This window comes from Stutzerimonas sp. CXK-1 (assembly GCF_057738225.1).
On record NZ_CM173217.1, the window covers coordinates 2,222,233 to 2,241,374 of the forward strand.

Consider the following 19,142-nt stretch of genomic DNA (forward strand, 5'->3'; position numbering starts at 1 on the left):
TTGTTTTTGTCGGTTGGTACGTTTCGCGGGCAAGCGTTGCGGTCAGGGCACCGCTTGCCCGGCACGTTGCAGCAGGCGACGGGCACGGCCGATGACGGGGGCGTCGACCATCTGTCCGTCCACCACGAAAACCCCATCGCCGGAAGCTCCGGCGGCGAGGATGCGTTGCGCCCAGTCCAGTTCCGCGGCACTGGGCATCAGGGTTTCGTGCACCACGGCCACCTGGCTCGGGTGGATGCACAGCAGGCCGCCAAAGCCCATGTCGCGGGCGTCGGCAGCGGCACGGGCGAGGCCTTCGAGGTTCTTGATGTCGGGAAATACGCTGTCCAGCGGTGCTGCCAGCCCGGCCAATCGCGACTGCAGCAGCAGCGCATAGCGTGCCTGGTCGAGCATGCGCTCGGCGCCGGCGCTGCCATTGGCCAGGCCGAGATCGAGGCCCAGGTCCAGCGCGCCGAAGGACAGCCGCTCGACACCCTGGGCGTGGGCAATTTCCGCCAGGTTGGCCAGCCCGCGGGCACTTTCGACGATTGGCCAGACCGGCTTGCCGCAGCTGGCCGCCAGCGCAACCTGCACCGCGCTTTCGACCTTCGGCAGCAGCACGCCGGCGACGCCGGCATGACGGGCACAGAGCGCCAGGTCCGCGGCCTGCTCGGCATGGGTCGGCGCGTTGATGCGCACCAGCAGGCGCGCCTCCGAGTTGGCCGCGAGGAAGGCATCGAGGTTGCCCCGCGCCTCTGCCTTAAGGTTCTCCGCGACCGCATCCTCGAGGTCGACGATGACCGCGTCCGCGCCCGTCGCCAGTGCCTTGGGGATGCGCTCCGGGCGGGTCGCGGGGACGAACAGCGCGCTACGGATGATCGATGAGTTCATGGGCTGGCTCCTCGGCGCGCTCATACCGCGCCCTGCTCGTGCAAGCGCTGAATGTCGCCGGGGGCGTAACCCAGCTCGACCAGCAGGCTGTCGGTGTGCTGGCCCAGCGCGGGGATCGGATCCATGCGCGGGGCGAAGGCGCTGTTGCGCCCCGGCGGCAGCAGCGCAGGCAGACGACCGGCCGGGCTGTCCACCTCGCTCCAGCGCTGGCGGGCCTTGAGCTGCGGATGCGCCCAGACACCGGCCATGTCGTTGACATGCGCATTGGCGATGGGCGCGGCATCCAGCCGGGCGATCACCTCTTCGGCGCTCAGGTGGCTGAACGCCTCGACGATGAGCGCACGCAATTCGGTGCGATGCTCCGAACGCCGGGCATTGCTGGAGAAGCGCTCGTCCTGCGCCAGTTCCGGCTGCAGCAGCACCTTGTCGCAGAACGCCAGCCACTCGCGCTCGTTCTGCAGGCCGAGCATCACCGTGCCACCGTCACCGGTGGGGAACGGGCCGTAGGGGTAGATGGTGGCGTGGGCGGCGCCGGCACGCGGCGGCGGCGTCGCGCCCTTGTAGGCGTAGTACAACGGGTAGCCCATCCACTCCACCAGGCTTTCGAGCATGGAAACGTCGACGCGGCTGCCCTCGCCCGTCTTGTCGCGCAGCATCAGCGCCGAAAGCACACCGGTGTAGGCGTACATGCCCGCGGCGATATCGGCAATGGAGCAGCCGGCCTTGGCCATCTCGGTCTCACCCGGCCCGCCGGTGACGGAGAGAAAGCCGCCCTCGCTCTGGATCAGCAGGTCATACGCCTTCTTCTGCTCGTAGGGGCCGCCCTCGCCGTAACCGGAGATGTCGCAGACGATCAGCCGCGGAAAGCGCTCATGCAGCACCTCGAAGGACAACCCCATGCGCGCCGCGGCGCCCGGTGCCAGGTTCTGCACCAGCACGTCGGCCTTGGCCAAGAGCTGATCGAGTACCTGGGCGGCGGCGTCCTGTTTCACGTCCAGGCTCAGGCTTTCCTTCGAGCGGTTGGTCCAGACGAAATGCGAGGCCAGGCCGTCGACCCGCTCGTCGTAGCCGCGGGCGAAGTCGCCGGCACCGGGCCGCTCGATCTTGATCACCCGTGCGCCGAGGTCGGCCAGCTGGCGCGTGCAGAACGGCGCGGCGATGGCGTGCTCGAGGCTGACCACGGTGATGCCATCGAGTGGGCGGGGTTTGGCTTGGGTGTCGTTCATGTTCGGTTCCTGCAAATTCGGCGTAGGGTGGAAATCGGCGAAGCCATTTCCACGCGTTTGTTCAAGCCCCTGGGACTCTGGCGCCACTTTGGTGGATGAGGCTTCGCCGTCATCCACCCTACGTTCAGGCCAATGCGTCCAGCCGCTGCAGCTCGCGCAGGCGCCAGACCGTATCGATCAGGACGCCCGCCTGGTCATCGCTACGCGCCGCGGAGAACTGCACCAGGCGGCGGAACTTGTCCTCCAGTTCGGCGCGGCTCAGCGTGTTGCCCGGGTCGCCCTTCGGCTCGTCGATGGCGCCGTGCAGCGTGCGGCCATCGGCGGTGATCACTTCGACGCGACCGAGCCAGCGTGCCGGGTAGGCGCCGTCCACCTCGGGATCGAGCGTCATCGAGACCTTCTCGCGGAACTCGCCGACGCGCGGGTCGCTGAGCGCATGGCTGTGAAATTCGGTCAGGCCGGCCTTGCCGTACAGGGCGATCAGCCCCAGCACCGTGCCCATGGAGAACTTCGCCTGATGCACCGTCTGCGGCACCGTCACGCGCCCAAGCACGTCGATCGCGCCCTGATGCACGCGGGTGGTGACCGAGGCAATGTCATCGGCCCCGAGCCCCTCGCGCTGCATCAGCGCCAGCAGCGCATCGGCCGCCGGATGGGTATGCCGGCAGGAGGCGTGGAACTTGAACGAGGTTTCCGCCAGCGCCCAGCGCGTGCCGAGCCGGTCGGACAGCTTGCTCGGCTCGGCATCGCGGGACATGCCCGCCGCCATGCCCTGCTCGCCTTCGAGGATGTCTTGCGCGCCGGTCAGGCCATCGGCGGTCAGGTAGGCGGCGAGCAGGCCATCGGCAGCCGCCTTGGCGGTGTGCAGCTGCTTGGAGTCCGCCGCGTCACGGAGAAACTCCCACAGCCCCGCCGCTTGCGTACCGGCACTGCCGAGCAGATGGGTGAACTGCTGCTGGTCGAAATCCATCAACTTGCCAACGGCCACCGCCGCGGCCAGGGTGCCGACCGTCGCGGTGGTGTGGAAGATGCGGTAATGCGAGCGGCCGAGGAACTCGCCGATGCGGATGCCCGCCTCGTAGCCGGCCACCGAGGCCACCAGCAGCTCGCGGCCGGACTTGCCGAGATCCTGCGCCGCCGCCAGCGCAGCGGGAAACACCACGGTGGCCGGGTGCAGCACGGAGCTGTTGTGCAGGTCGTCCTGCTCCACCAGGTGCGAGCTGGCGGCATTCACCAGTGCGGCGAAATAGGCCGAGCTGCTCTGGCCGTTGACCAGGATGCGCGCCGGTCCTTCGGCAGGGCCCATGCTCTGCGCATAACGCTCGAACAGCGGAATCGGATGCGAGCCGGCGCTAGCCAGGGCCGAGCCGAACCAGTCGAGAAAGAGGTCTTCGGTGCGGGCGAGCACCGGTTCGGGGATCTGCTCGTAGGCGAGCCCGGCGAGGAATTCAGTCAGGGCTCGGGTGTGCTGGCTCATGCGTTGGGCTCCAGCGGATTCTCTAACGGATTGGACAGTTCGATGAGGTTCTGGTCGGGGTCGCGCAGGTACACCGAGCGGATCGGTCCGGTCGCGCCGGTGCGTTGCACCGGACCTTCGACGATGGCGACCTGCTGCGCCTGGAGGTGGGCGATCACCTCGGCCAGCGGTGTGGCAACGATGAAGCAGAGGTCCGCCGAACCCGGCGTCGGACGCTCGGCCTTGGGCTCGAATTCGCGCCCGGCCTGGTGCAGGTTGATCTTCTGGTTGCCGAAGGCCAGCGCCTTGCGCCCTTCGCCGAAAGTCACCGCCTGCATGCCGAGCACGCGGGTGTAGAAGTCGATCGTCGCCTCGAGATCGGCAACGGTGAGGACCAAGTGGTCGAGGTGGTCGATCTGCATGACGTTCATCCCTCACTCGTAGGGTGGAAAACGGCGAAGCCTTTTCCACGCGTCTGTCCGAATCCGCTCAGTTGCATCGCCTGCTGGAGGCGCGTGGAAAAGACCTGCGGTCGTTTTCCACCCTACGGTCCCGTTTACTCACCTGTAGGAGCGAGCTTGCTCGCGAAGCCGTTCTTGCACCTCGTTCGCGAGCAAGCTCGCTCCTACAACCTGACTGCGTGCGCCCTCAGAAGCTGCGCGGCAGCTCGAGCAAGTGCTCGGCCACGTATGACAGGATCAGGTTGGTCGAGATCGGCGCCACCTGGTACAGCCGCGTCTCGCGGAACTTGCGCTCGACGTCGTATTCGTTGGCGAAGCCAAAGCCGCCGTGAGTCTGCAGGCAGGCGTTGGCCGCCTCCCAGCTGGCCTTGGCCGCCAGGTATTTGGCCATGTTGGCCGCGGCTCCGGCGTTGCGCCCGCTGTCGTATTCCTCGCAGGCGCGCCAGCGCATCAGGTCGGCGGCCTCGATCTCGATATGCGCTTCGGCGATGGGGAACTGCACGCCCTGGTTCTGCCCGATGGGCCGGCCGAATACCACACGGTCGCGGGCGTACTGCGCGGACTTCTCGACGAACCAGCGGCCATCGCCGATGCACTCGGCGGCGATCAGCGTGCGCTCGGCATTCAGGCCGTCGAGGATGTAGCGAAAGCCCTTGCCCTCCTCGCCAATCAGGCTACTGGCGGGAATCTCCAAGTTGTCGAAGAACAGCTCGTTGGTCTCGTGGTTGACCATGTTGGCGATCGGCTGCACGGTCAGGCCGTTGCCGATGGCCTCGCGCAGGTCGACGAGAAAGATCGACATGCCCTCGGACTTGCGCTGCACTTCGGCCAGCGGCGTGGTGCGCGCCAGCAGGATCATCAGGTCGGAATGCTGGATGCGCGAGATCCACACCTTCTGCCCGTTGACGACGTACTTGTCGCCCTGGCGCACGGCGGTGGTCTTGATCTTGGTGGTGTCGGTGCCGGTGGTGGGTTCGGTCACGCCCATGGACTGCAGCCGCAGCTCGCCGCTGGCCAGCTTCGGCAGGTAGTAGCGCTTCTGCTCCTCGCTGCCGTTTCTGAGCAGGGTGAACATGTTGTACATCTGCCCGTGGATGGTCCCGGAGTTGCCGCCGCAACGGTTGACCTCCTCGAGGATCACCGAGGCCTCGGCCAGACCCAGGCCGGAACCGCCGTATTCTTCCGGGATCATCGCCGACAGCCAGCCGGCTTCGGTCATGGCGGTGACGAAGGCTTCCGGGAAGCCCTTTTCCTCATCGATCTTGCGCCAGTATTCGGCGGGAAATTCGGTGCAGAGGGCGCGCACGCCTTCGCGGATGAAGCTCAGTTCTTCGGTCTTGTTCGGGGTCATCTCGGTTTCTCGCTTGTGCGGCACGCGGCCTCAACGGTGGATAAGGCTGCGCCGTTATCCACCCTACGATTCAGTCGAATTCCACTTCGGCTTTCTGCGCCAGGCCGTTGTGGTCGCCGGCCCAGAGTTCGGCCTTGCCCGGCGCGACGATGCGGCCGCCGACCTCGAACGGCTGCGGCGCGATCAGCGGGCGCAGGCCGCGGTAGGCGAAGCGGCGCAGGCGGGCGTCGGGATTGGCGCGACAGAAAGCACGCAGGTTCAAGGTGGCGATCAGCGGACCGTGAACGACCAGGCCGGCATAGCCCTCGGTCTCGGTGACGTAGGGCCAGTCGTAATGGATGCGATGGCCGTTGAAGGTGACCGCCGAATAACGGAACAGCAGCGTCGGCGTCGGTGTGACCGCCTCGCGCCAACCACCGGCGACCATGGGTTCGCCACTGCTGGTCTTCGGCGGGCTCGGCTCGCGGTAGACGATGTCCTGTTCCTCACGGATCGCCAGCCGGCTGTCCTGCAGGTAGTCGTGCTGCACGGTGACGAACAGCAGCGCGCCGGTGCGGCCCTGTTTTTCCTCGATGTGCTTGATGGTCGAGACGCGTCGCGCCTCGCCGCCGGCTTCCAGCGGGCGCAGGAACTCGACCCGGCCACCGGCCCACATGCGGTTGCGGTTGTCCGCCGGCGGCAGGAAGCCACCGCGCGCCGGGTGACCGTCCTCGCCGAGGCCGCTTTCGGCGACCGGCTCCTGGAAGAAGCACCATTGCCATAGCGGTGGTAGCGCTTCGCCGTGCGCGGGCGTGGTTTCGCCGAAGGTCGCGGCGATGCGCATCAGCAGGTTGCGGCTGAGCTGGTCGTGGGCCTCTTCGGTGCGGCCGATCCAGGCAGAGATGTCGGTCATGGCTGAGCTTCCGGCTGTTGTCTTGTTTGGCCGTAGCATGCAGCGCCGCCAGCGTTCCGTGAATTTGTATTTAATGACACCAGCGTTCGGCTAAGCTGAACACCAACCTCATCTCGAGCACCGCCATGCATTTCGATCTGGCCGACCTGCGTCTGTTCATCCATATCGCCGAATCCCCAAGCCTGACCCAGGGCGCACGCCGCGCGCACCTCTCGCCGGCCGCGGCCAGCGCGCGGATCAAGGCGCTGGAGAGCCAGCTTGACAGCCGCCTGCTCTACCGCGACAGCCGCGGTGTCGAGCTGACGCCCGCCGGCCATAAGCTGCTGCAGCACGCGCGGCTGATCATGCGTCAGGTGGATTACCTGAAAAGCGAGTTCACCGAGTACGGCACCGATTCAGCCGGGCATATCCGCATCTTCGCCAACACCACGGCCGTGACCGAATTTCTGCCCGAGGTGCTGGCCGGTTTTCTCGCCGAGCGCCCCGGCGTCACGGTGGACCTGCAGGAGCGCCTGAGCCGCGACATCGTCCGTGGCGTGCTCGACGGCAGCACGGACATCGGCATCATCGCCGGCCCGGTGCAGGCCGAAGGCCTGCAGGTGCTGCACTTCAGCACCGACCGCCTGTTGCTCGGCGTGCCGATCGGCCACCCGTTGGCCGGCGAAACGCAGGTCACGCTGCGCCAGACGCTGGCCTATCAGCACATCGGCCTGCACGAAGGCAGCACCCTGCTGACCTTTCTGCGCGACCGCGTCGAGAAACTCGGCAGCCAGCTGTCGCTGCGCATCCAGGTTTCGAGCTTCGAGGCGGTGTGTCGGATGATCGAGGCCGGCGTGGGCATCGGCATCATCCCCGAGTCCGCCGCGAGGCGGCACAGCCGCACCATGCAACTGGCGCTGGTGGAGCTGGACGAGCCCTGGGCGGTGCGCGAACGCAGCATCCTGGTGCGCGAACTGGACGCCCTGCCCGGTTCGGTACGGGCCCTGATCGCCACCCTGGCGCCCGATGTAGCTACCGAAGCGAACGTTGCCCGGCCTTTGCTGCCGAACGGCGGGTAGGCACGCATCGCCGAACCTCTGCAGGGAGCTGACATGTCCGCACTGACCAACAGGCTGTTTCGCCTGTATCACCGAGTCATCGGCAGCATCGCCTTCTACCCGACACTTATCGCCCTGGGCCTGGCCTGCCTGTGCCTGATTACCATCGTGCTGGAACTGACCTGGCTGCAGCCCTACAAGGAGCAGCTCGAACTCGGCGTGGTGAAGAATGCCGAGAACGCCCGGCTGATTCTCGGCACCCTGGTCGGCGGGATCATCTCGCTGATGGTGTTCAGCTTCTCGATGGTCATGGTGGTGCTCAATTCGGCGGCCTCCTCGCTGTCGCCGCGGGTGATTCCGGGGCTGATCAGCAGCCGCAGCCATCAGCTGGTGCTCGGCGTCTATCTCGGCACGATCATCGATTCGCTGATGCTCATTTCCACCATTCAGGAAGGCGACGACATCAATGTGCCGAGCCTGGGCGTCTTTCTGGCGCTCTTTCTGGGCGTGATCTGCCTCTGCCTGTTCATCTACTTCATCCGCTCGATTTCACTGTCGATTCAGGTCGACTACATCCTCAACCGGGTCTACAAGCAGACCCTCGCCCAGCTCCACGCCAGACGCCGCCAGGCTGACGACCACGAGGTGATGCCCTGGCCCGACGACAGCCACTGGACGACGATCCGCGCGCAACGTTCGGGCTACTTCAAGGCGCTGAACCTCTCGGCGGCGCAGGCACTGCTGCAAGAGCAGGACGCGCACATGACGGTGCAGGTGCATTACGGCTTTTTCGTCATGCCGGGCCACCCGCTGATCCGCCTGGACCGCGAGCTGGACGAAGCCTGCGTGAGCCGGTTGCTGGACTGCTTCGACTTCTATGTCGAGGAATACGCCCACCGGCACTTCTTCTTCGGCTTCAAGCAGATCGTCGAAATCGCCATCCGCGCCTTGAGCCCGGGCATCAACGACCCGGGCACGGCGATCAAGGCGATCGACATGCTTGGCGTGCTGCTGGCCGAACGCATGCACCTGCCCAACCACGAGGTCGCCCCGATCGAGGGCCAGCCACGCCTGTATATCCGCGAGCTGGAGCTGGACGCGATGCTGCAGCTGGCGTTCGGCCCCCTGCGCCGCTACGGCAGCAGCGACCTGCAGGTACTGCTGACGCTGCTGCAGGCCTGCAAGAACCTGCTGTATGCCGCTGGCGACAGCGCCACCGAGCGCATCCTGCTGCACCATGCCGAAGCGGTCGTCGAGCAGGCATCGATCACCCTGTCCGGCGCGCTGGATCGCCAGGCGATGGCCGAGGCGGTGCAGTCACTGAACCAGGCGGTACGTCATGCCGAGCCGCTGTCGCGCGCGCCGCTGCGGGAATCCTGAGCGCTTGCTGCTGCCCAACGACAACACAGGGAGCGGTGTGTCGCCATGAGCCACCCCACTCGCTCAGGTTTTTACCTCTCAAAATCAGCAAGTTATGAAAGTTCGCCGACCCATGGCCGGCGCGCCGAAACTTGCTTTAGCCGATTTCGTTGCCTAGGGTGTCGCCCATGAAGTCCTTGATCGCTCCCATTAGTTCGCTGCTCGGCGGCGTGGCCTTGCTGCTGCTCGGGCACGGCTTGCTCAATACCCTGCTCACGCTGCGCGGCGTCGCCGAAGGTTACTCGACCGGGATGGTCGGCCTGTTGATGTCCGGCTACTTCGCCGGCTTCCTGATCGGTACCTGGCTCGCGCCCTCGCTGATCCGGCGCATCGGCCACATCCGCACCTTCTCCTTCTACGCCTCGCTCGCCGCGACCGCCGTACTGCTGCACGTGATGATCGTCAATCCCTGGGTCTGGCTGGTATTGCGGGTCATCTACGGTATCGCGCTGGTGACCCTGTACATGGTCATCGAGAGCTGGCTCAACGCCCAGGTCAGCGGCGAGAAGCGCGGCCAGGTATTTGCCGTGTACATGGCGGTCAACCTCGGCTCCCTGGCCGCCGCCCAGCAGCTGCTGGGGCTCGACAGCCCGATGGAATTCACCCTCTTCGCGCTGGCGACCATTCTTATCGGCGGCGCGATGATGCCGATCACCCTCACCCGCCAGCCGCAACCGACACTGCCGGACATTCCGCCAACCGACCTGCTGCAGCTGGCGCGCATCGCCCCGCTGCCGCTGATGGCCGCCGGCGTGTCCGGGTTCGCACTCGGCGGCTTCTGGGGCCTGGCGCCGGTGTATGCCAGCCAGGTCGGCTTCGACGCCTCCGGCGTGGGCCTGCTGATGAGCGTGACCATTCTCGGCGGCGCCGTGCTGCAATGGCCGATCGGCCTGTTTTCCGACAAGCATGAGCGCCGCATCGTGCTGCTCTGGGTGGTGGCGCTCGCCGCGCTGCTGGCACTGGCGGTGGCGCCGCTGAAGGCCGGTGCCCTGTTGCTGGGGCTGATGTTCGTCTGGGGCGGCCTGGCGTTCTCGATCTACTCGATTGCCGTGGCGCAGATGGTCGACCACCTGAACCCCGACGAAATTCTCTCCGGCTCCAGCGGCCTGTTGCTCGCCAACGGCTTTGGCGCGGCACTCGGGCCGGTTGCCGCCGGTGGCCTGATGCACCTGGCCGGGCCGATCGCGCTGCCGCTGTTCTTCGCGGTCAGCCTGGCTCTGCTGGCGGCTTACGCCTTCTACCGGCCGCGCAAGGTGGTCGACCTGGTGACCGAACCGCACGGGCACTTCACCCCCGTGCTGCGCACCAGCCCTACCGTCATGGAGCTGATGCCCGACACCCCGGAAGATGCGACCGCCCATGCGCCGGCCAACGAGGACGAACTGAACGAGCTGGACGACCTGCCGCCCGCCGAGGAGCCGGCCGAACCGCGCACCGGCACCTGAGCCTCAGAAGTCGACGCGGCCGCGCCCGGCCTTGATCGCACCGCGGCGCGTCTTGCCCTCGAGCCGGCGCGTCTTGGAGGCCAGCGTCGGCCGGGTCGGCCGGCGCGCCTTTTCCACCTTGGTCACACTACGGATCAGCGCCACCAGTCGCTCGAGCGCGTCGGCGCGGTTCTGCTCCTGGGTGCGGTAGCGCTGGGCCTTGAGCACGATCACCCCGCTGTCGCTAATGCGGTTGTCGCGCAGCGCCAGCAGGCGTTCCTTGTAGAACGCCGGCAGTGACGAAGCCTGGATATCGAAGCGCAGGTGAACGGCGCTGGAAACCTTGTTGACGTTCTGCCCACCGGCACCTTGCGCCCGGATGGCAGTCAGCTCGACCTCGCTGTCGGCGAGGTGAACGTTGTTCGATATCTCCAGCATGGGCTTCCCTGATCCTGTCGTGCGCGCAGCAGGCGCGATTGTCCTACGACCTGTCCGCCGCCGACAGGTTTGAAACAATTTCCCGCTGCCGGAACGTTCGCCTTCGGCGTAGGGTCCGCTTGAAACGCAACCATCCACCGCCCGGAGCACTCATGGATTCGATCACCCAGGCCCTGCTCGGCGCCACCGTTCATACCGCCGTGCTGGGCCGTTGGCAGGGACGCAAGGCACTGCTGTTCGGCGCCGCACTCGGCACCCTGCCCGACCTGGACGTGGTCATCGACTACGGCGATGCCGTGGCGAACATGACCTATCATCGCGGCTTCAGCCATTCGCTGTTCGTGCTCAGCGGCCTGGCCCTGCTGCTGGCGTGGCTGGTGCGACGGTTGCGGCCGCACCCGGGCTATTCGAGCCGGCGTCTGTTTCTGGCCATCTGGCTGGTGCTCGTCACCCACGTGCTGCTCGACGCCTTCACCAGCTATGGCACCCAGCTGTTCTGGCCCCTGCACACGCCGCCGGTGGCCTGGGCCAGCATTTTCATCATCGATCCGCTGTACAGCCTGCCGCTGCTGCTGGCCGTGCTCGCCGTCGGCTTCAGCGGCTTCCAGGGCCGCGCGCGCCATTGGCCGGCCGTGGCGCTGGCGGTGTCGACGCTGTACCTGGGCTTTACCGTCGCCGGAAAACTCATGGCCGAGCAGCGCGTGCGTCTGGAGATGGCACGCCAGGGCATCACGGCCGAGCGCGTGTTCAGTACCCCTACGCCGTTCAACAGCCTGCTCTGGCGGGTGATCCTGATCGACGGCGAGCGCTACCACGAGGCCCTGGTGAGCTGGCTCGACAACCGGCCGCCCCAACTGGTGAGCCTGCCCCGCGGCGCCCGCCTGCAAGAAATCCTGGTGGGCTCGCCGCAACATGCGCGGCTGCAGTGGTTCACCGGTGGCATCCTGCGCTACGACGTCGAGGGCGACGCGCTACTGGTGACCGATCTGCGCCTCGGCATGACGGGTTATCACCCCTTCCGTTTCCCGCTAGCCCGGCAACAGGCCGGGGGCTGGCAGCTGGTCGACGAGGCCGAGCGCCTGCCGGCCGAACGGGGTGACCTGGCGCGCCTGGAACTCTTGTGGCAACGGATCTGGAGCCAGCGACCCGAGGTGCCGCTCGGCGAATGGGCGATCGACCTCAGCCGCCACTGACGCGCCCGGCCCGGCGCCGACCGACGCCATACAGCAGCGCACCGAGCCCGAGCAGCAGGCCGGCACGCAACCAGGTTTCGCCGCTCTGCTGGGCCAGCAACAGCAGGCAGGCTAGAATAGCCAGTACCGGCAGCGCCGTCGGGGTGCGGAAATGCGCTTCGGCGATGCGCTCCTTGCGCAGCGCCAGCACGGCTGCGTTGGTCGCGATGAACACGAACAACAGCAGCAGCACGACCGTTTCGGCAAGCGCGGTCAGGCTGCCGGTGACGGTGAGCAGCATCGCCACCAGCGTCGTTGCGACGATCGCCAGCCACGGCGTGCGCCGACCCGGCAGGACACGGGTCAGGCCCAGCGGCAGCAGGCCGCGATCGGCCATGCCATAGGCCAGGCGACTGGACATGATCATGGTCAGCAATGCGCCGTTGGCCACCGCCACCAGCGCGACGAGCGAGAACGCCCGGTCCGGCACGGCGAAGCCGGTCGCCCTCACCACGTCCAGCAGCGGCGCGGTCGAGGCGCCAAGTGCCTCCGGCGTCAGGACCGCAGTAGCCGCCAGGCCGACCCCGACATAGATCAGCCCGGCCACCAGCAGCGCACCGAACAGCGCGCGCGGGTACACGCGGCGCACGTCCCTGACCTCCTCGGCGACGTTGGCCGACACCTCGAAGCCGACAAAGGAGTAGAACGCCAGCAGCGCCGCGCCGAGTACCGCCGCCGCCGGCGAGACACCCGGGGCGAAGGCCATCGCCCGCCCCGGGTCGCCGCCCCCGGCCAACACCAAGCGCGCCGCGACAAGCACCACGAACAGCAGCCCGGAGACCTCGATCACGGTCATCACCGCATTGGCCCTCAGGGATTCGCGGATGCCGCGCGCATTGAGCAGGCCCACCAGCAGCAGAAAGCCCAGCGCCGTGGGTATCGTCGGCAGGTCGAGAAAGGCGCCCAGGTAGTCGCCGGCAAATGCCAACGACAGCCCGGCCGCACTGGTGACGCCCGCCGCGAGCATGGCGAAGCCGACCAGGAACGAGAGCAGCGGGCTGCCGAAGGCGCGCGCGGTGAACACGGCCGTACCCCCGGCGCGCGGGTATTTGGACACCAGCTCGGCGTAGGACCCGGCCGTGAGCAAGGCGAAGAACAGCGCCAGCAGCAGGGGCGCCCAGACGGCGCCACCGACCTCGCCGGCAATCTTGCCGACCAGCGCGTAAACGCCGGCACCGAGCACGTCCCCGAGGATGAAGAGAAACAGTGCCGGACCGGTGATGGCCCGGCGCAGGCGGGTCTGCTGCGCGTCGGAATCGGACGCGGCGTGGCTGTTCGCCTCGGAACCGGCCAGTGGCATGCGGTGCTCCCTGAGCAATGGCACCGGCGGTGCCCTTTGCACTAGATCGACGCCTGCCCCTGGAGTTCAGCCCCGGCTGCCGCGTACCGCGGTCAGGTACGGAACTGGCGGACCAGCTCCTGCAGCTCGATCCCCAGGCGAGCCAGTTCGGCGCTCGCACTGGCGGTCTGCTCGCTGCCGCTGGCGCTCTGCTCGCCGATGTCCCGTACGCGCGTCACGCTCTCGGAGATGTTTTCGGCCACACTGCTCTGCTGCTCGGCCGCGGCGGCGATCTGCTGGTTCATCTGCTCGATGGTCGATACCGAGTCGGTGATCCGGCCGAGCGCCGTGCCGGCCTCGTTGGCCAGCGCGACGGTACGCTGCGTCAGGTCGCGGCTGGTCTGCATCTGCTCGACCGCCTGCCCGGCGACCTGCTGCAGGCTGCCGATCAGGCCTTCGATCTCCTCGGTCGAATCATGGGTACGGCGCGCCAGGGCTCGCACCTCATCGGCAACCACGGCGAAGCCGCGGCCCTGCTCGCCGGCACGCGCGGCCTCGATCGCGGCGTTGAGCGCCAGCAGGTTGGTCTGCTCGGCGACGGCGCGGATCACTTCCAGTACGCTGCCGATCCGGCCGCTCTGCTCGTTCAGCGCCTCGATGGCCTGCGCCGAATGCTCGACCTCGGACGACAGCGTGCCGATCTGGCCGATCGCATCGCGCACCACCCGGTCGCCCTGGCGTGCCTGCTGGTCGGCCTGGCGTGCGGCGAGGGACGCCTGCTCGGCATTGCGCGCGACTTCCTGCACCGTGGCGGCCATCTCGTTCATGGCGGTGGCGACCTGGTCGGTTTCCTCGCGCTGGGTCTGTACACCGGCGCTGGTCTGCGCGGTCACCGCCGACAGCTGCTCGGCGGCCGCGGCGATCTGGCTGACGCCGCCGCCGATCCGTCCGATCAGGTTGCGCAGGCTTTCGTTCATCCGGTGCATCGCGTTCTGCAGCTGGCCGACCTCGTCACGCCGGGCACTGGCCTGGGAGTGGGACAGATCGCCCGCCGCCACGCGTTCGGCCTGGGCGACGGTATCGCGCAGCGGGCCAACGATCATGCGGGTGATGGTCAGCGCGGCAAGCGCACCGATGACAATCGCCAGGCCGCCAATCAGCGCCAGCAGCAGGTAGACGTTCGAGCGCTGCGAGCGCATCGTTTCGGTGGCCAGTTCGAGGGTCTGGCCCGCGGCGGCGATCACCTCGCCGGAGAGTTCGGCCATTCGCCGTTCGGCGGCCAGGCGATTGCTGCGGTTCTGGCGAAATTCATCGAACGCGGCGCGATACTGCTCGAGCGCTGCCAGGGCCGCGTCCATCGAGCTCTTCTGCTCGTCGTCGAGCCAGATCTTCAGGTTGCTGCCAATCGAGCTGACATCGCTGTACTTGGCCTGCCAATCGGTCACCGACTGCTGATCGCTGCTGGCGACGAAGGCATTTTCCAGGGTGCGCATGTCGAGCACCTGCTTGGTCAGGCCCGAGGTCGCCTCGGCGATGGTCAGCGGATCGCTGCCCTTCAGGCGGTCGCCTTCCAGCCGCAGGGCCCGCACCGCGTCGTACATGTCGAGCTCGATGAACTCGAACTCCTCCCGGCTGCGCTGCGCGGTTTCGCCCATCTGCGCACGCAGCTGCTGGCCACGGTTGATCAGCTCACGGTATTCATCGAATTGCGCCGCGTAGGCGTCGACTGCCTGGCGAATGCGCGTCAGGCCGGCCTGCTCCGCCTCGTGCGAGGAGGCGCCCAGCGCGTCCAGCTCGCTGTCGATCGACGCGAGCCCGCTACGCAGTTCGGCGGCAGCACGCTCCTCACGGGTCAGCGCAAAGTCGCGCTCGTCGCCGCGCGCATCGAGGATGCCGGCATTGATGCCGGCCAGCTTGTTGATGCGCTGCGAGCCGGCGACGGTGGCCTCGACGGCGTAGAAGCCGGTGGCGGTGACCGCCAGCGTCAGCGCCAGCACCGTGCCGAAACCAATGGCCAGCTTGCGGCCCACGGGCAGGTTGGTGAAAGGGTTGGTGGCAACGTGCATCGATTCAATCCCTTAAAAAGCAATCCAGCTTACAGTCGGCAGCCCTCATCAATAGTTGAGCGAAAAGGCAGGATTTTCCGGCGCCACTCATCCGGCGGCGCGCGGGGTACCGCCGTGCTAGTGCTGCAGGTGCCCGTACAGCCGGGCGTAGAGCCCGCCTTCGGCGATCAGCTGTTGGTGATCGCCCTGCTCGGCGATGCGCCCGCCATCGAATACCAGCACCCGGTCGGCCTGCTTAACCGCCGACAGGCGGTGGGCGATGATCAGCGTCGTGCGGCCCCGGAGGAAGTTCGCCAGCTGCTGGTGCAGCGCATATTCGGTCGCCGCATCGAGGGCCGAGGTGGCCTCGTCGAGGATCACCACCTTGGGTTCGGCCAGCACCATGCGCGCCACGGCCAGGCGCTGGCGCTGGCCACCGGACAAACGCACACCGGAACGCCCGACGATGCTGTCCAGGCCGTGCGGCAGCTGGCGCACGGTGTCGGCCAGCTGCGCGATCTCCAGCGCCTGCCAGCAGGCCGCGTCATCGCGCTCGCGGCCCATGCAGAGGTTGGCGCGCACCGTATCGTTGAACAGCGCCGGGTGCTGCAGCACCACCGCCACGTTGTCACGCACCAACGGCAGGCCGATGTCTTCCAGGCGCACGCCACCGAAGCGAATCTCGCCGGCCTGCGGCCGATACAGCCCGAGCAGGAGCTGCACCAGGGTACTCTTGCCACCGCCGCTGGCCCCGACGATGGCGACCTTCTCGCCGGCGGCGATGGAAAGGTCCAGCCCTTCGAGCACCGGCTCCTCCTGGTAGGAAAAGCGCAGGCCGCGGACCTCGATGTCGACGGTCTGGTGGCCGGCGAACGGATCGTGCGTCGTGCCGTACTGCGGCTCGTCGGCGCGCGCGAGCAGCTGGTTGATCCGGCTCAACGCGCCGCCGGCGGCGTAATAGGCGTATTGCAGGCTGAGCAGCTGCTCCACCGGGCCGATCATGAACCACAGGTAGCTGAACACGGCGAGCATCTGGCCAATGGTCAGGTCGGAGAACAGCACGGTGAGCATCGCCGCCGCGCGGAACACGTCGATGCCGAACTGGAACAGCAGGCCGCTGGCGCGGTTCGAGGCGTCGGTCTTCCATTGCGAGGCCACCGCGTAGTCACGCACTTCCCGAGCCTTGAGCCCGAGCCGACCGAGAAAGAAGCCCTGGCGGTTGCCCGCGCGCACTTCCTGGATGGCGTCGAGGGTTTCGGTCAGCGCCTGGGTGAAGCGCGACGTGCTGTCGTTCTCCAGCTTCTTCAGGTGCTTGACGCGCTTGCCCAGCTGCACCGTGGCGTAGATCACCAGCGGGTTGAACAGCAGGATCAGCAGCGCCAGCTGCCAGTGCATCCAGACCAGAATCGCCGCCGTGCCGACGATCGAGAGCAGCGCGACCAACAGCCGACTCAGGGTCTCGCCGAGAAACTTGTCGATGGTGTCCAGGTCGGTCACCAGATGCGCCGCCACGGTGCCGCCGCCAAGGCTCTCGTACTCGGCCAGCGATATGCGCTTGAGGCGCTCGATCAACCGCACCCGCAGGCGATAGACGACGTCCTTCGACAACCGGGCGAACAACCGCGCCTGCAGCACATTGAGCACCAGCGACGAGCCGCGCAGAAGCAGCGTGAGCGCCAGCATCAGGCCGATGTAGCCGACGGCGGTCTGCCAGCCCTGCGGCAGGAAGTTGTCCATCACCCGCAGCGCCGCATCGCCCTGCCCCAGCAGCACCTCGTCGACCAGCAGGGGCAGCAGCAAGGGGATCGGCACGCTGCACAGGGTGGCCAGCACCGCGACCAGGTTGGCCAGCAGCAGTGCCTTGCGGTGGCGCAAGGCGAGGCGGCGGATCTCCGCCCAGCTCAGCTGATCAGCCATGCGCACCACGCTCCAGCCAGCGCGCCAGCAACGGCGCCAACGCCGCCAGTGGCTGATAGCCATTGGTCAGCAAGGCCAGTTGGCCGTCACGCTCGGCCAGTACGGTAGGGAAGCCGGCGATGCCGAGGTTCCCGGCCCAGGCGAAATCGGCAGCAGTGGCTTCGCGTGTCGCGCCGGCATCGAAGCACTCGGCGAAGGCGTCGCGCGCAAGGCCCGTGCGCTCGGCCAGTTCGACCAGCCGTGCGGGCTGGGTGACGTCTTCGCTGCGGGTGTAAAACGCCTGCTGGATCAGCAGGGCCAGCGGCCAGGCGCATTCGGCCTCGAGCTGTCGCGCTGCGACCAGGGCCCGGCAGGCCGGCTCGGTGTCGTAAACCAGCCCCTCGGGCAGCCCGGCGGCGAAATCGAACGGCTGGCCGCTGGCCTCGTGCACGGCCTGCCAGTAAGCCAGCGTGCGGCGCCGCCCGGCTTCGTCCATCGGCGTGCGTTCGCGGCGCAGCCCACCGACCACCAGGTGCAGCCCCACGCCGCGGTTGGCGGCCTGTTCGGCCAGCGCCTGCATGACCGGTGCGAAGCCCCAGCACCAGGAGCACATCGGGTCCATCACATAGATCAGTCGGGCGCTCATGCTCACTCCGTGCCGATTACTGCATTGGGCACACGGCGCGCGCCCTTGGTTCGCCTGTTCTGCTCAGCCTGCCTCAATCGCCGCGGCCCTGTCGCGCTAGGCTCATGCGTCGTGGCGCCGCGGGTCGCGGCCGATCGGGTGCGGCTGGTGGCGCTCGCGCGCCAGTTCGATCTGCTTCTGTCGCTCGCGGGCGCTGGCACGGGTCTTCTCCGGCAGCTGGTCCCAGCAATGCGGGCAACTGACGCCGGCAACGAAATGCGCCGAGGCCCGGTCTTCGGCCGACACCGGCATGCGGCAAGCGTGGCAGAGCTCGAACTCACCCTCGGAGAGGTCGTGGCGCACGGTAACCCGGTTGTCGAAGACGAAGCAGTCGCCGCGCCAGCGGCTTTCGCCCTGCGGCACTTGCTCGAGGTACTTGAGGATGCCGCCCTTCAGATGAAAGACCTCCTCGAAGCCTTCGCCGAGCATGTAGCTGGAGGCCTTTTCGCAGCGAATGCCGCCGGTGCAGAACATCGCCACCTTCTTGTGCCGGGTCGGGTCGAAATGCGCCTTTATATAGTCGGGGAATTCACGGAACGAGCGGGTCTTGGGGTCGACCGCGCCCTCGAAGCTGCCGATCGCGACTTCGTAGTCGTTGCGCGTGTCGATGACCAGCACCTCGGGATCGTCGATCAGCGCGTTCCAGTCGCGCGGCTCGACATAGGTGCCGACCCGCCGGTTCGGGTCCACGCCCGGCACGCCGAGGGTGACGATCTCTTTCTTCAGCTTGACCTTCGTGCGGTAGAACGGCTGCTCGTCGCAGTACGACTCCTTGTGGTCGACGTCGGCCAGGCGCGGGTCGTTGCGCAGCCAGGCGAGCAGCCGGTCGATGCCCTGGCGCGTGCCGGAGACGGTGCCGTTGATGCCTTCCTCGGCGAGCAGCAGCGTGCCCCTGATATCGTTCGCCAGCAAGGTGTCGAGCAACGGCTGGCGCAGCTCGACGTAGTCCGGCAGGCCGACGAACTTGTACAGCGCCGCCACGACGATGGGTTCTTTCAAGAGGTCCTCCAGTGGCCGCCCGCGCAAAGGGCGTACCGGGGTGGTGAAACAGAAGCGCCGGCAACAGCCGGCGCGGGAGGCGGATTCTAGCAGAACGACCCTGGCCAGGCAGGCGCCGGGCGGCGCCTCACTTGTGCCCGCCGGCGCACACCGGCGACGCCGGCGCGCTACCCTGCTCGGCCCATTCGGCGGGCGTGTAGGTATGCAACGCCAGCGCATGGACCTGCTGCATCAGCTCGCCCATGGCGCCGTAGGCCTTCTGATGGCGCTTGACCGCATTCAGCCCGGCAAACGCCTCGCTGACGATCACGGCCTTGTAGTGGGTTTCCTGGCCACGGCTGTGCATGTGGCTCTCGTCGATGACCTGCAGGTATTCGGGTTGCAGCGTTTGCAGGGCGACCTTGATGTTGTCCAGTTTGCTCATGCGGGTTC

Annotated in this window: 17 protein-coding genes; 4 read left to right on the plus strand and 13 right to left on the minus strand. The window is 67.3% G+C overall.

Features of this window, described 5'->3' with window-relative positions:
- Positions 1–42: 42 nt before the first annotated feature.
- The 6 genes from AC0KXH_RS10385 to AC0KXH_RS10410 form a co-directional block, all read right to left on the minus strand.
- Positions 43–870 carry an HpcH/HpaI aldolase/citrate lyase family protein gene (locus tag AC0KXH_RS10385; protein WP_488223350.1) on the minus strand — a complete coding sequence of 276 codons (828 nt, stop codon included), beginning with the start codon at positions 868–870 and terminating at the stop codon, positions 43–45.
- 20 nt (positions 871–890) lie between these two features.
- Complete coding sequence (locus tag AC0KXH_RS10390; protein ID WP_488223351.1) at positions 891–2,096, minus strand: CaiB/BaiF CoA transferase family protein; 1,206 nt, start codon at positions 2,094–2,096, stop codon at positions 891–893.
- A gap of 124 nt (positions 2,097–2,220) precedes the next feature.
- Positions 2,221–3,573 carry an MmgE/PrpD family protein gene (locus AC0KXH_RS10395; protein WP_488223352.1) on the minus strand — a complete coding sequence of 451 codons (1,353 nt, stop codon included), beginning with the start codon at positions 3,571–3,573 and terminating at the stop codon, positions 2,221–2,223.
- A complete protein-coding gene (locus AC0KXH_RS10400) occupies positions 3,570–3,974 on the minus strand; it encodes a VOC family protein (protein ID WP_133456866.1) in 405 nt (134 codons plus the stop codon). The genes AC0KXH_RS10395 and AC0KXH_RS10400 overlap by 4 nt, the downstream gene beginning before the upstream one ends.
- 226 nt (positions 3,975–4,200) lie before the next feature.
- Entirely contained in the window at positions 4,201–5,364 is a 1,164-nt protein-coding gene (locus AC0KXH_RS10405) for an acyl-CoA dehydrogenase family protein (RefSeq protein ID WP_488223353.1), read from the minus strand.
- Between the two features lie 70 nt (positions 5,365–5,434).
- Positions 5,435–6,256, minus strand: a complete 822-nt coding sequence (locus tag AC0KXH_RS10410; RefSeq protein ID WP_488223354.1) for an HTD2 family dehydratase — start codon at positions 6,254–6,256, stop codon at positions 5,435–5,437.
- A gap of 125 nt (positions 6,257–6,381) precedes the next feature.
- On the opposite strand from AC0KXH_RS10410, the gene AC0KXH_RS10415 reads away from it, so the two are divergent.
- The 3 genes from AC0KXH_RS10415 (at position 6,382) to AC0KXH_RS10425 (ending at position 10,157) form a co-directional block, all read left to right on the plus strand.
- A complete protein-coding gene (locus AC0KXH_RS10415; protein ID WP_041104715.1) occupies positions 6,382–7,314 on the plus strand; it encodes a LysR family transcriptional regulator in 933 nt (310 codons plus the stop codon).
- A gap of 33 nt (positions 7,315–7,347) precedes the next feature.
- Complete coding sequence (locus tag AC0KXH_RS10420; protein WP_488223355.1) at positions 7,348–8,673, plus strand: DUF2254 domain-containing protein; 1,326 nt, start codon at positions 7,348–7,350, stop codon at positions 8,671–8,673.
- A gap of 167 nt (positions 8,674–8,840) precedes the next feature.
- Positions 8,841–10,157, plus strand: a complete 1,317-nt coding sequence (locus AC0KXH_RS10425; RefSeq protein ID WP_488223356.1) for an MFS transporter — start codon at positions 8,841–8,843, stop codon at positions 10,155–10,157.
- A 3-nt stretch (positions 10,158–10,160) separates the two neighbouring features.
- Here the strand turns inward: AC0KXH_RS10425 and arfB are convergent, their stop codons facing one another.
- Complete coding sequence (gene arfB / locus AC0KXH_RS10430) at positions 10,161–10,574, minus strand: alternative ribosome rescue aminoacyl-tRNA hydrolase ArfB (RefSeq protein ID WP_041104708.1); 414 nt, start codon at positions 10,572–10,574, stop codon at positions 10,161–10,163.
- A 152-nt stretch (positions 10,575–10,726) separates the two neighbouring features.
- On the opposite strand from arfB, the gene AC0KXH_RS10435 reads away from it, so the two are divergent.
- Positions 10,727–11,767 (plus strand): metal-dependent hydrolase, encoded by a 1,041-nt coding sequence (locus tag AC0KXH_RS10435; RefSeq protein WP_488223357.1) that lies wholly within the window; start codon positions 10,727–10,729, stop codon positions 11,765–11,767.
- Here the strand turns inward: AC0KXH_RS10435 and AC0KXH_RS10440 are convergent.
- The 6 genes from AC0KXH_RS10440 to AC0KXH_RS10465 form a co-directional block, all read right to left on the minus strand.
- Positions 11,754–13,106: an APC family permease gene (locus AC0KXH_RS10440; RefSeq protein WP_488223358.1), complete on the minus strand. Its 1,353-nt coding sequence runs from the start codon at positions 13,104–13,106 to the stop codon at positions 11,754–11,756. The two genes, AC0KXH_RS10435 and AC0KXH_RS10440, sit on opposite strands and share 14 nt — an antisense overlap.
- A 92-nt stretch (positions 13,107–13,198) precedes the next feature.
- Positions 13,199–15,151 carry a HAMP domain-containing methyl-accepting chemotaxis protein gene (locus tag AC0KXH_RS10445; protein WP_488223359.1) on the minus strand — a complete coding sequence of 651 codons (1,953 nt, stop codon included), beginning with the start codon at positions 15,149–15,151 and terminating at the stop codon, positions 13,199–13,201.
- Positions 15,152–15,268: 117 nt separating this feature from the next.
- Positions 15,269–17,047, minus strand: a complete 1,779-nt coding sequence (locus tag AC0KXH_RS10450) for an ABC transporter ATP-binding protein (RefSeq protein ID WP_043220476.1) — start codon at positions 17,045–17,047, stop codon at positions 15,269–15,271.
- On the minus strand, positions 17,040–17,672 hold the full coding sequence (locus AC0KXH_RS10455; protein ID WP_224109959.1) for a DsbA family protein: 633 nt from the start codon (positions 17,670–17,672) through the stop codon (positions 17,040–17,042). The genes AC0KXH_RS10450 and AC0KXH_RS10455 overlap by 8 nt, the downstream gene beginning before the upstream one ends.
- A gap of 102 nt (positions 17,673–17,774) precedes the next feature.
- On the minus strand, positions 17,775–18,710 hold the full coding sequence (gene trhO / locus AC0KXH_RS10460; RefSeq protein WP_043220477.1) for an oxygen-dependent tRNA uridine(34) hydroxylase TrhO: 936 nt from the start codon (positions 18,708–18,710) through the stop codon (positions 17,775–17,777).
- Positions 18,711–18,837: 127 nt separating this feature from the next.
- Positions 18,838–19,134, minus strand: coding sequence for a BolA family protein (locus tag AC0KXH_RS10465; protein ID WP_041104699.1), 297 nt, complete (start codon positions 19,132–19,134; stop codon positions 18,838–18,840).
- Positions 19,135–19,142: the final 8 nt, after the last annotated feature.

Bases quoted from the DNA above. Each gene is read 5' to 3' on its own strand.
- AC0KXH_RS10385 (WP_488223350.1), bottom strand. From the start codon at position 870: ATGAACTCATCGATCATCCGTAGCGCGCTGTTCGTCCCCGCGACCCGC.
- AC0KXH_RS10410 (WP_488223354.1), bottom strand. From the start codon at position 6,256: ATGACCGACATCTCTGCCTGGATCGGCCGCACCGAAGAGGCCCACGAC.
- AC0KXH_RS10425 (WP_488223356.1), top strand. From the start codon at position 8,841: ATGAAGTCCTTGATCGCTCCCATTAGTTCGCTGCTCGGCGGCGTGGCC.
- AC0KXH_RS10395 (WP_488223352.1), bottom strand. From the start codon at position 3,573: ATGAGCCAGCACACCCGAGCCCTGACTGAATTCCTCGCCGGGCTCGCC.
- AC0KXH_RS10455 (WP_224109959.1), bottom strand. From the start codon at position 17,672: ATGAGCGCCCGACTGATCTATGTGATGGACCCGATGTGCTCCTGGTGC.
- AC0KXH_RS10405 (WP_488223353.1), bottom strand. From the start codon at position 5,364: ATGACCCCGAACAAGACCGAAGAACTGAGCTTCATCCGCGAAGGCGTG.
- arfB (WP_041104708.1), bottom strand. From the start codon at position 10,574: ATGCTGGAGATATCGAACAACGTTCACCTCGCCGACAGCGAGGTCGAG.
- AC0KXH_RS10440 (WP_488223358.1), bottom strand. From the start codon at position 13,106: ATGCCACTGGCCGGTTCCGAGGCGAACAGCCACGCCGCGTCCGATTCC.
- AC0KXH_RS10445 (WP_488223359.1), bottom strand. From the start codon at position 15,151: ATGCACGTTGCCACCAACCCTTTCACCAACCTGCCCGTGGGCCGCAAG.
- AC0KXH_RS10465 (WP_041104699.1), bottom strand. From the start codon at position 19,134: ATGAGCAAACTGGACAACATCAAGGTCGCCCTGCAAACGCTGCAACCC.
- AC0KXH_RS10400 (WP_133456866.1), bottom strand. From the start codon at position 3,974: ATGCAGATCGACCACCTCGACCACTTGGTCCTCACCGTTGCCGATCTC.
- AC0KXH_RS10450 (WP_043220476.1), bottom strand. From the start codon at position 17,047: ATGGCTGATCAGCTGAGCTGGGCGGAGATCCGCCGCCTCGCCTTGCGC.
- AC0KXH_RS10420 (WP_488223355.1), top strand. From the start codon at position 7,348: ATGTCCGCACTGACCAACAGGCTGTTTCGCCTGTATCACCGAGTCATC.
- AC0KXH_RS10415 (WP_041104715.1), top strand. From the start codon at position 6,382: ATGCATTTCGATCTGGCCGACCTGCGTCTGTTCATCCATATCGCCGAA.
- AC0KXH_RS10435 (WP_488223357.1), top strand. From the start codon at position 10,727: ATGGATTCGATCACCCAGGCCCTGCTCGGCGCCACCGTTCATACCGCC.
- AC0KXH_RS10390 (WP_488223351.1), bottom strand. From the start codon at position 2,096: ATGAACGACACCCAAGCCAAACCCCGCCCACTCGATGGCATCACCGTG.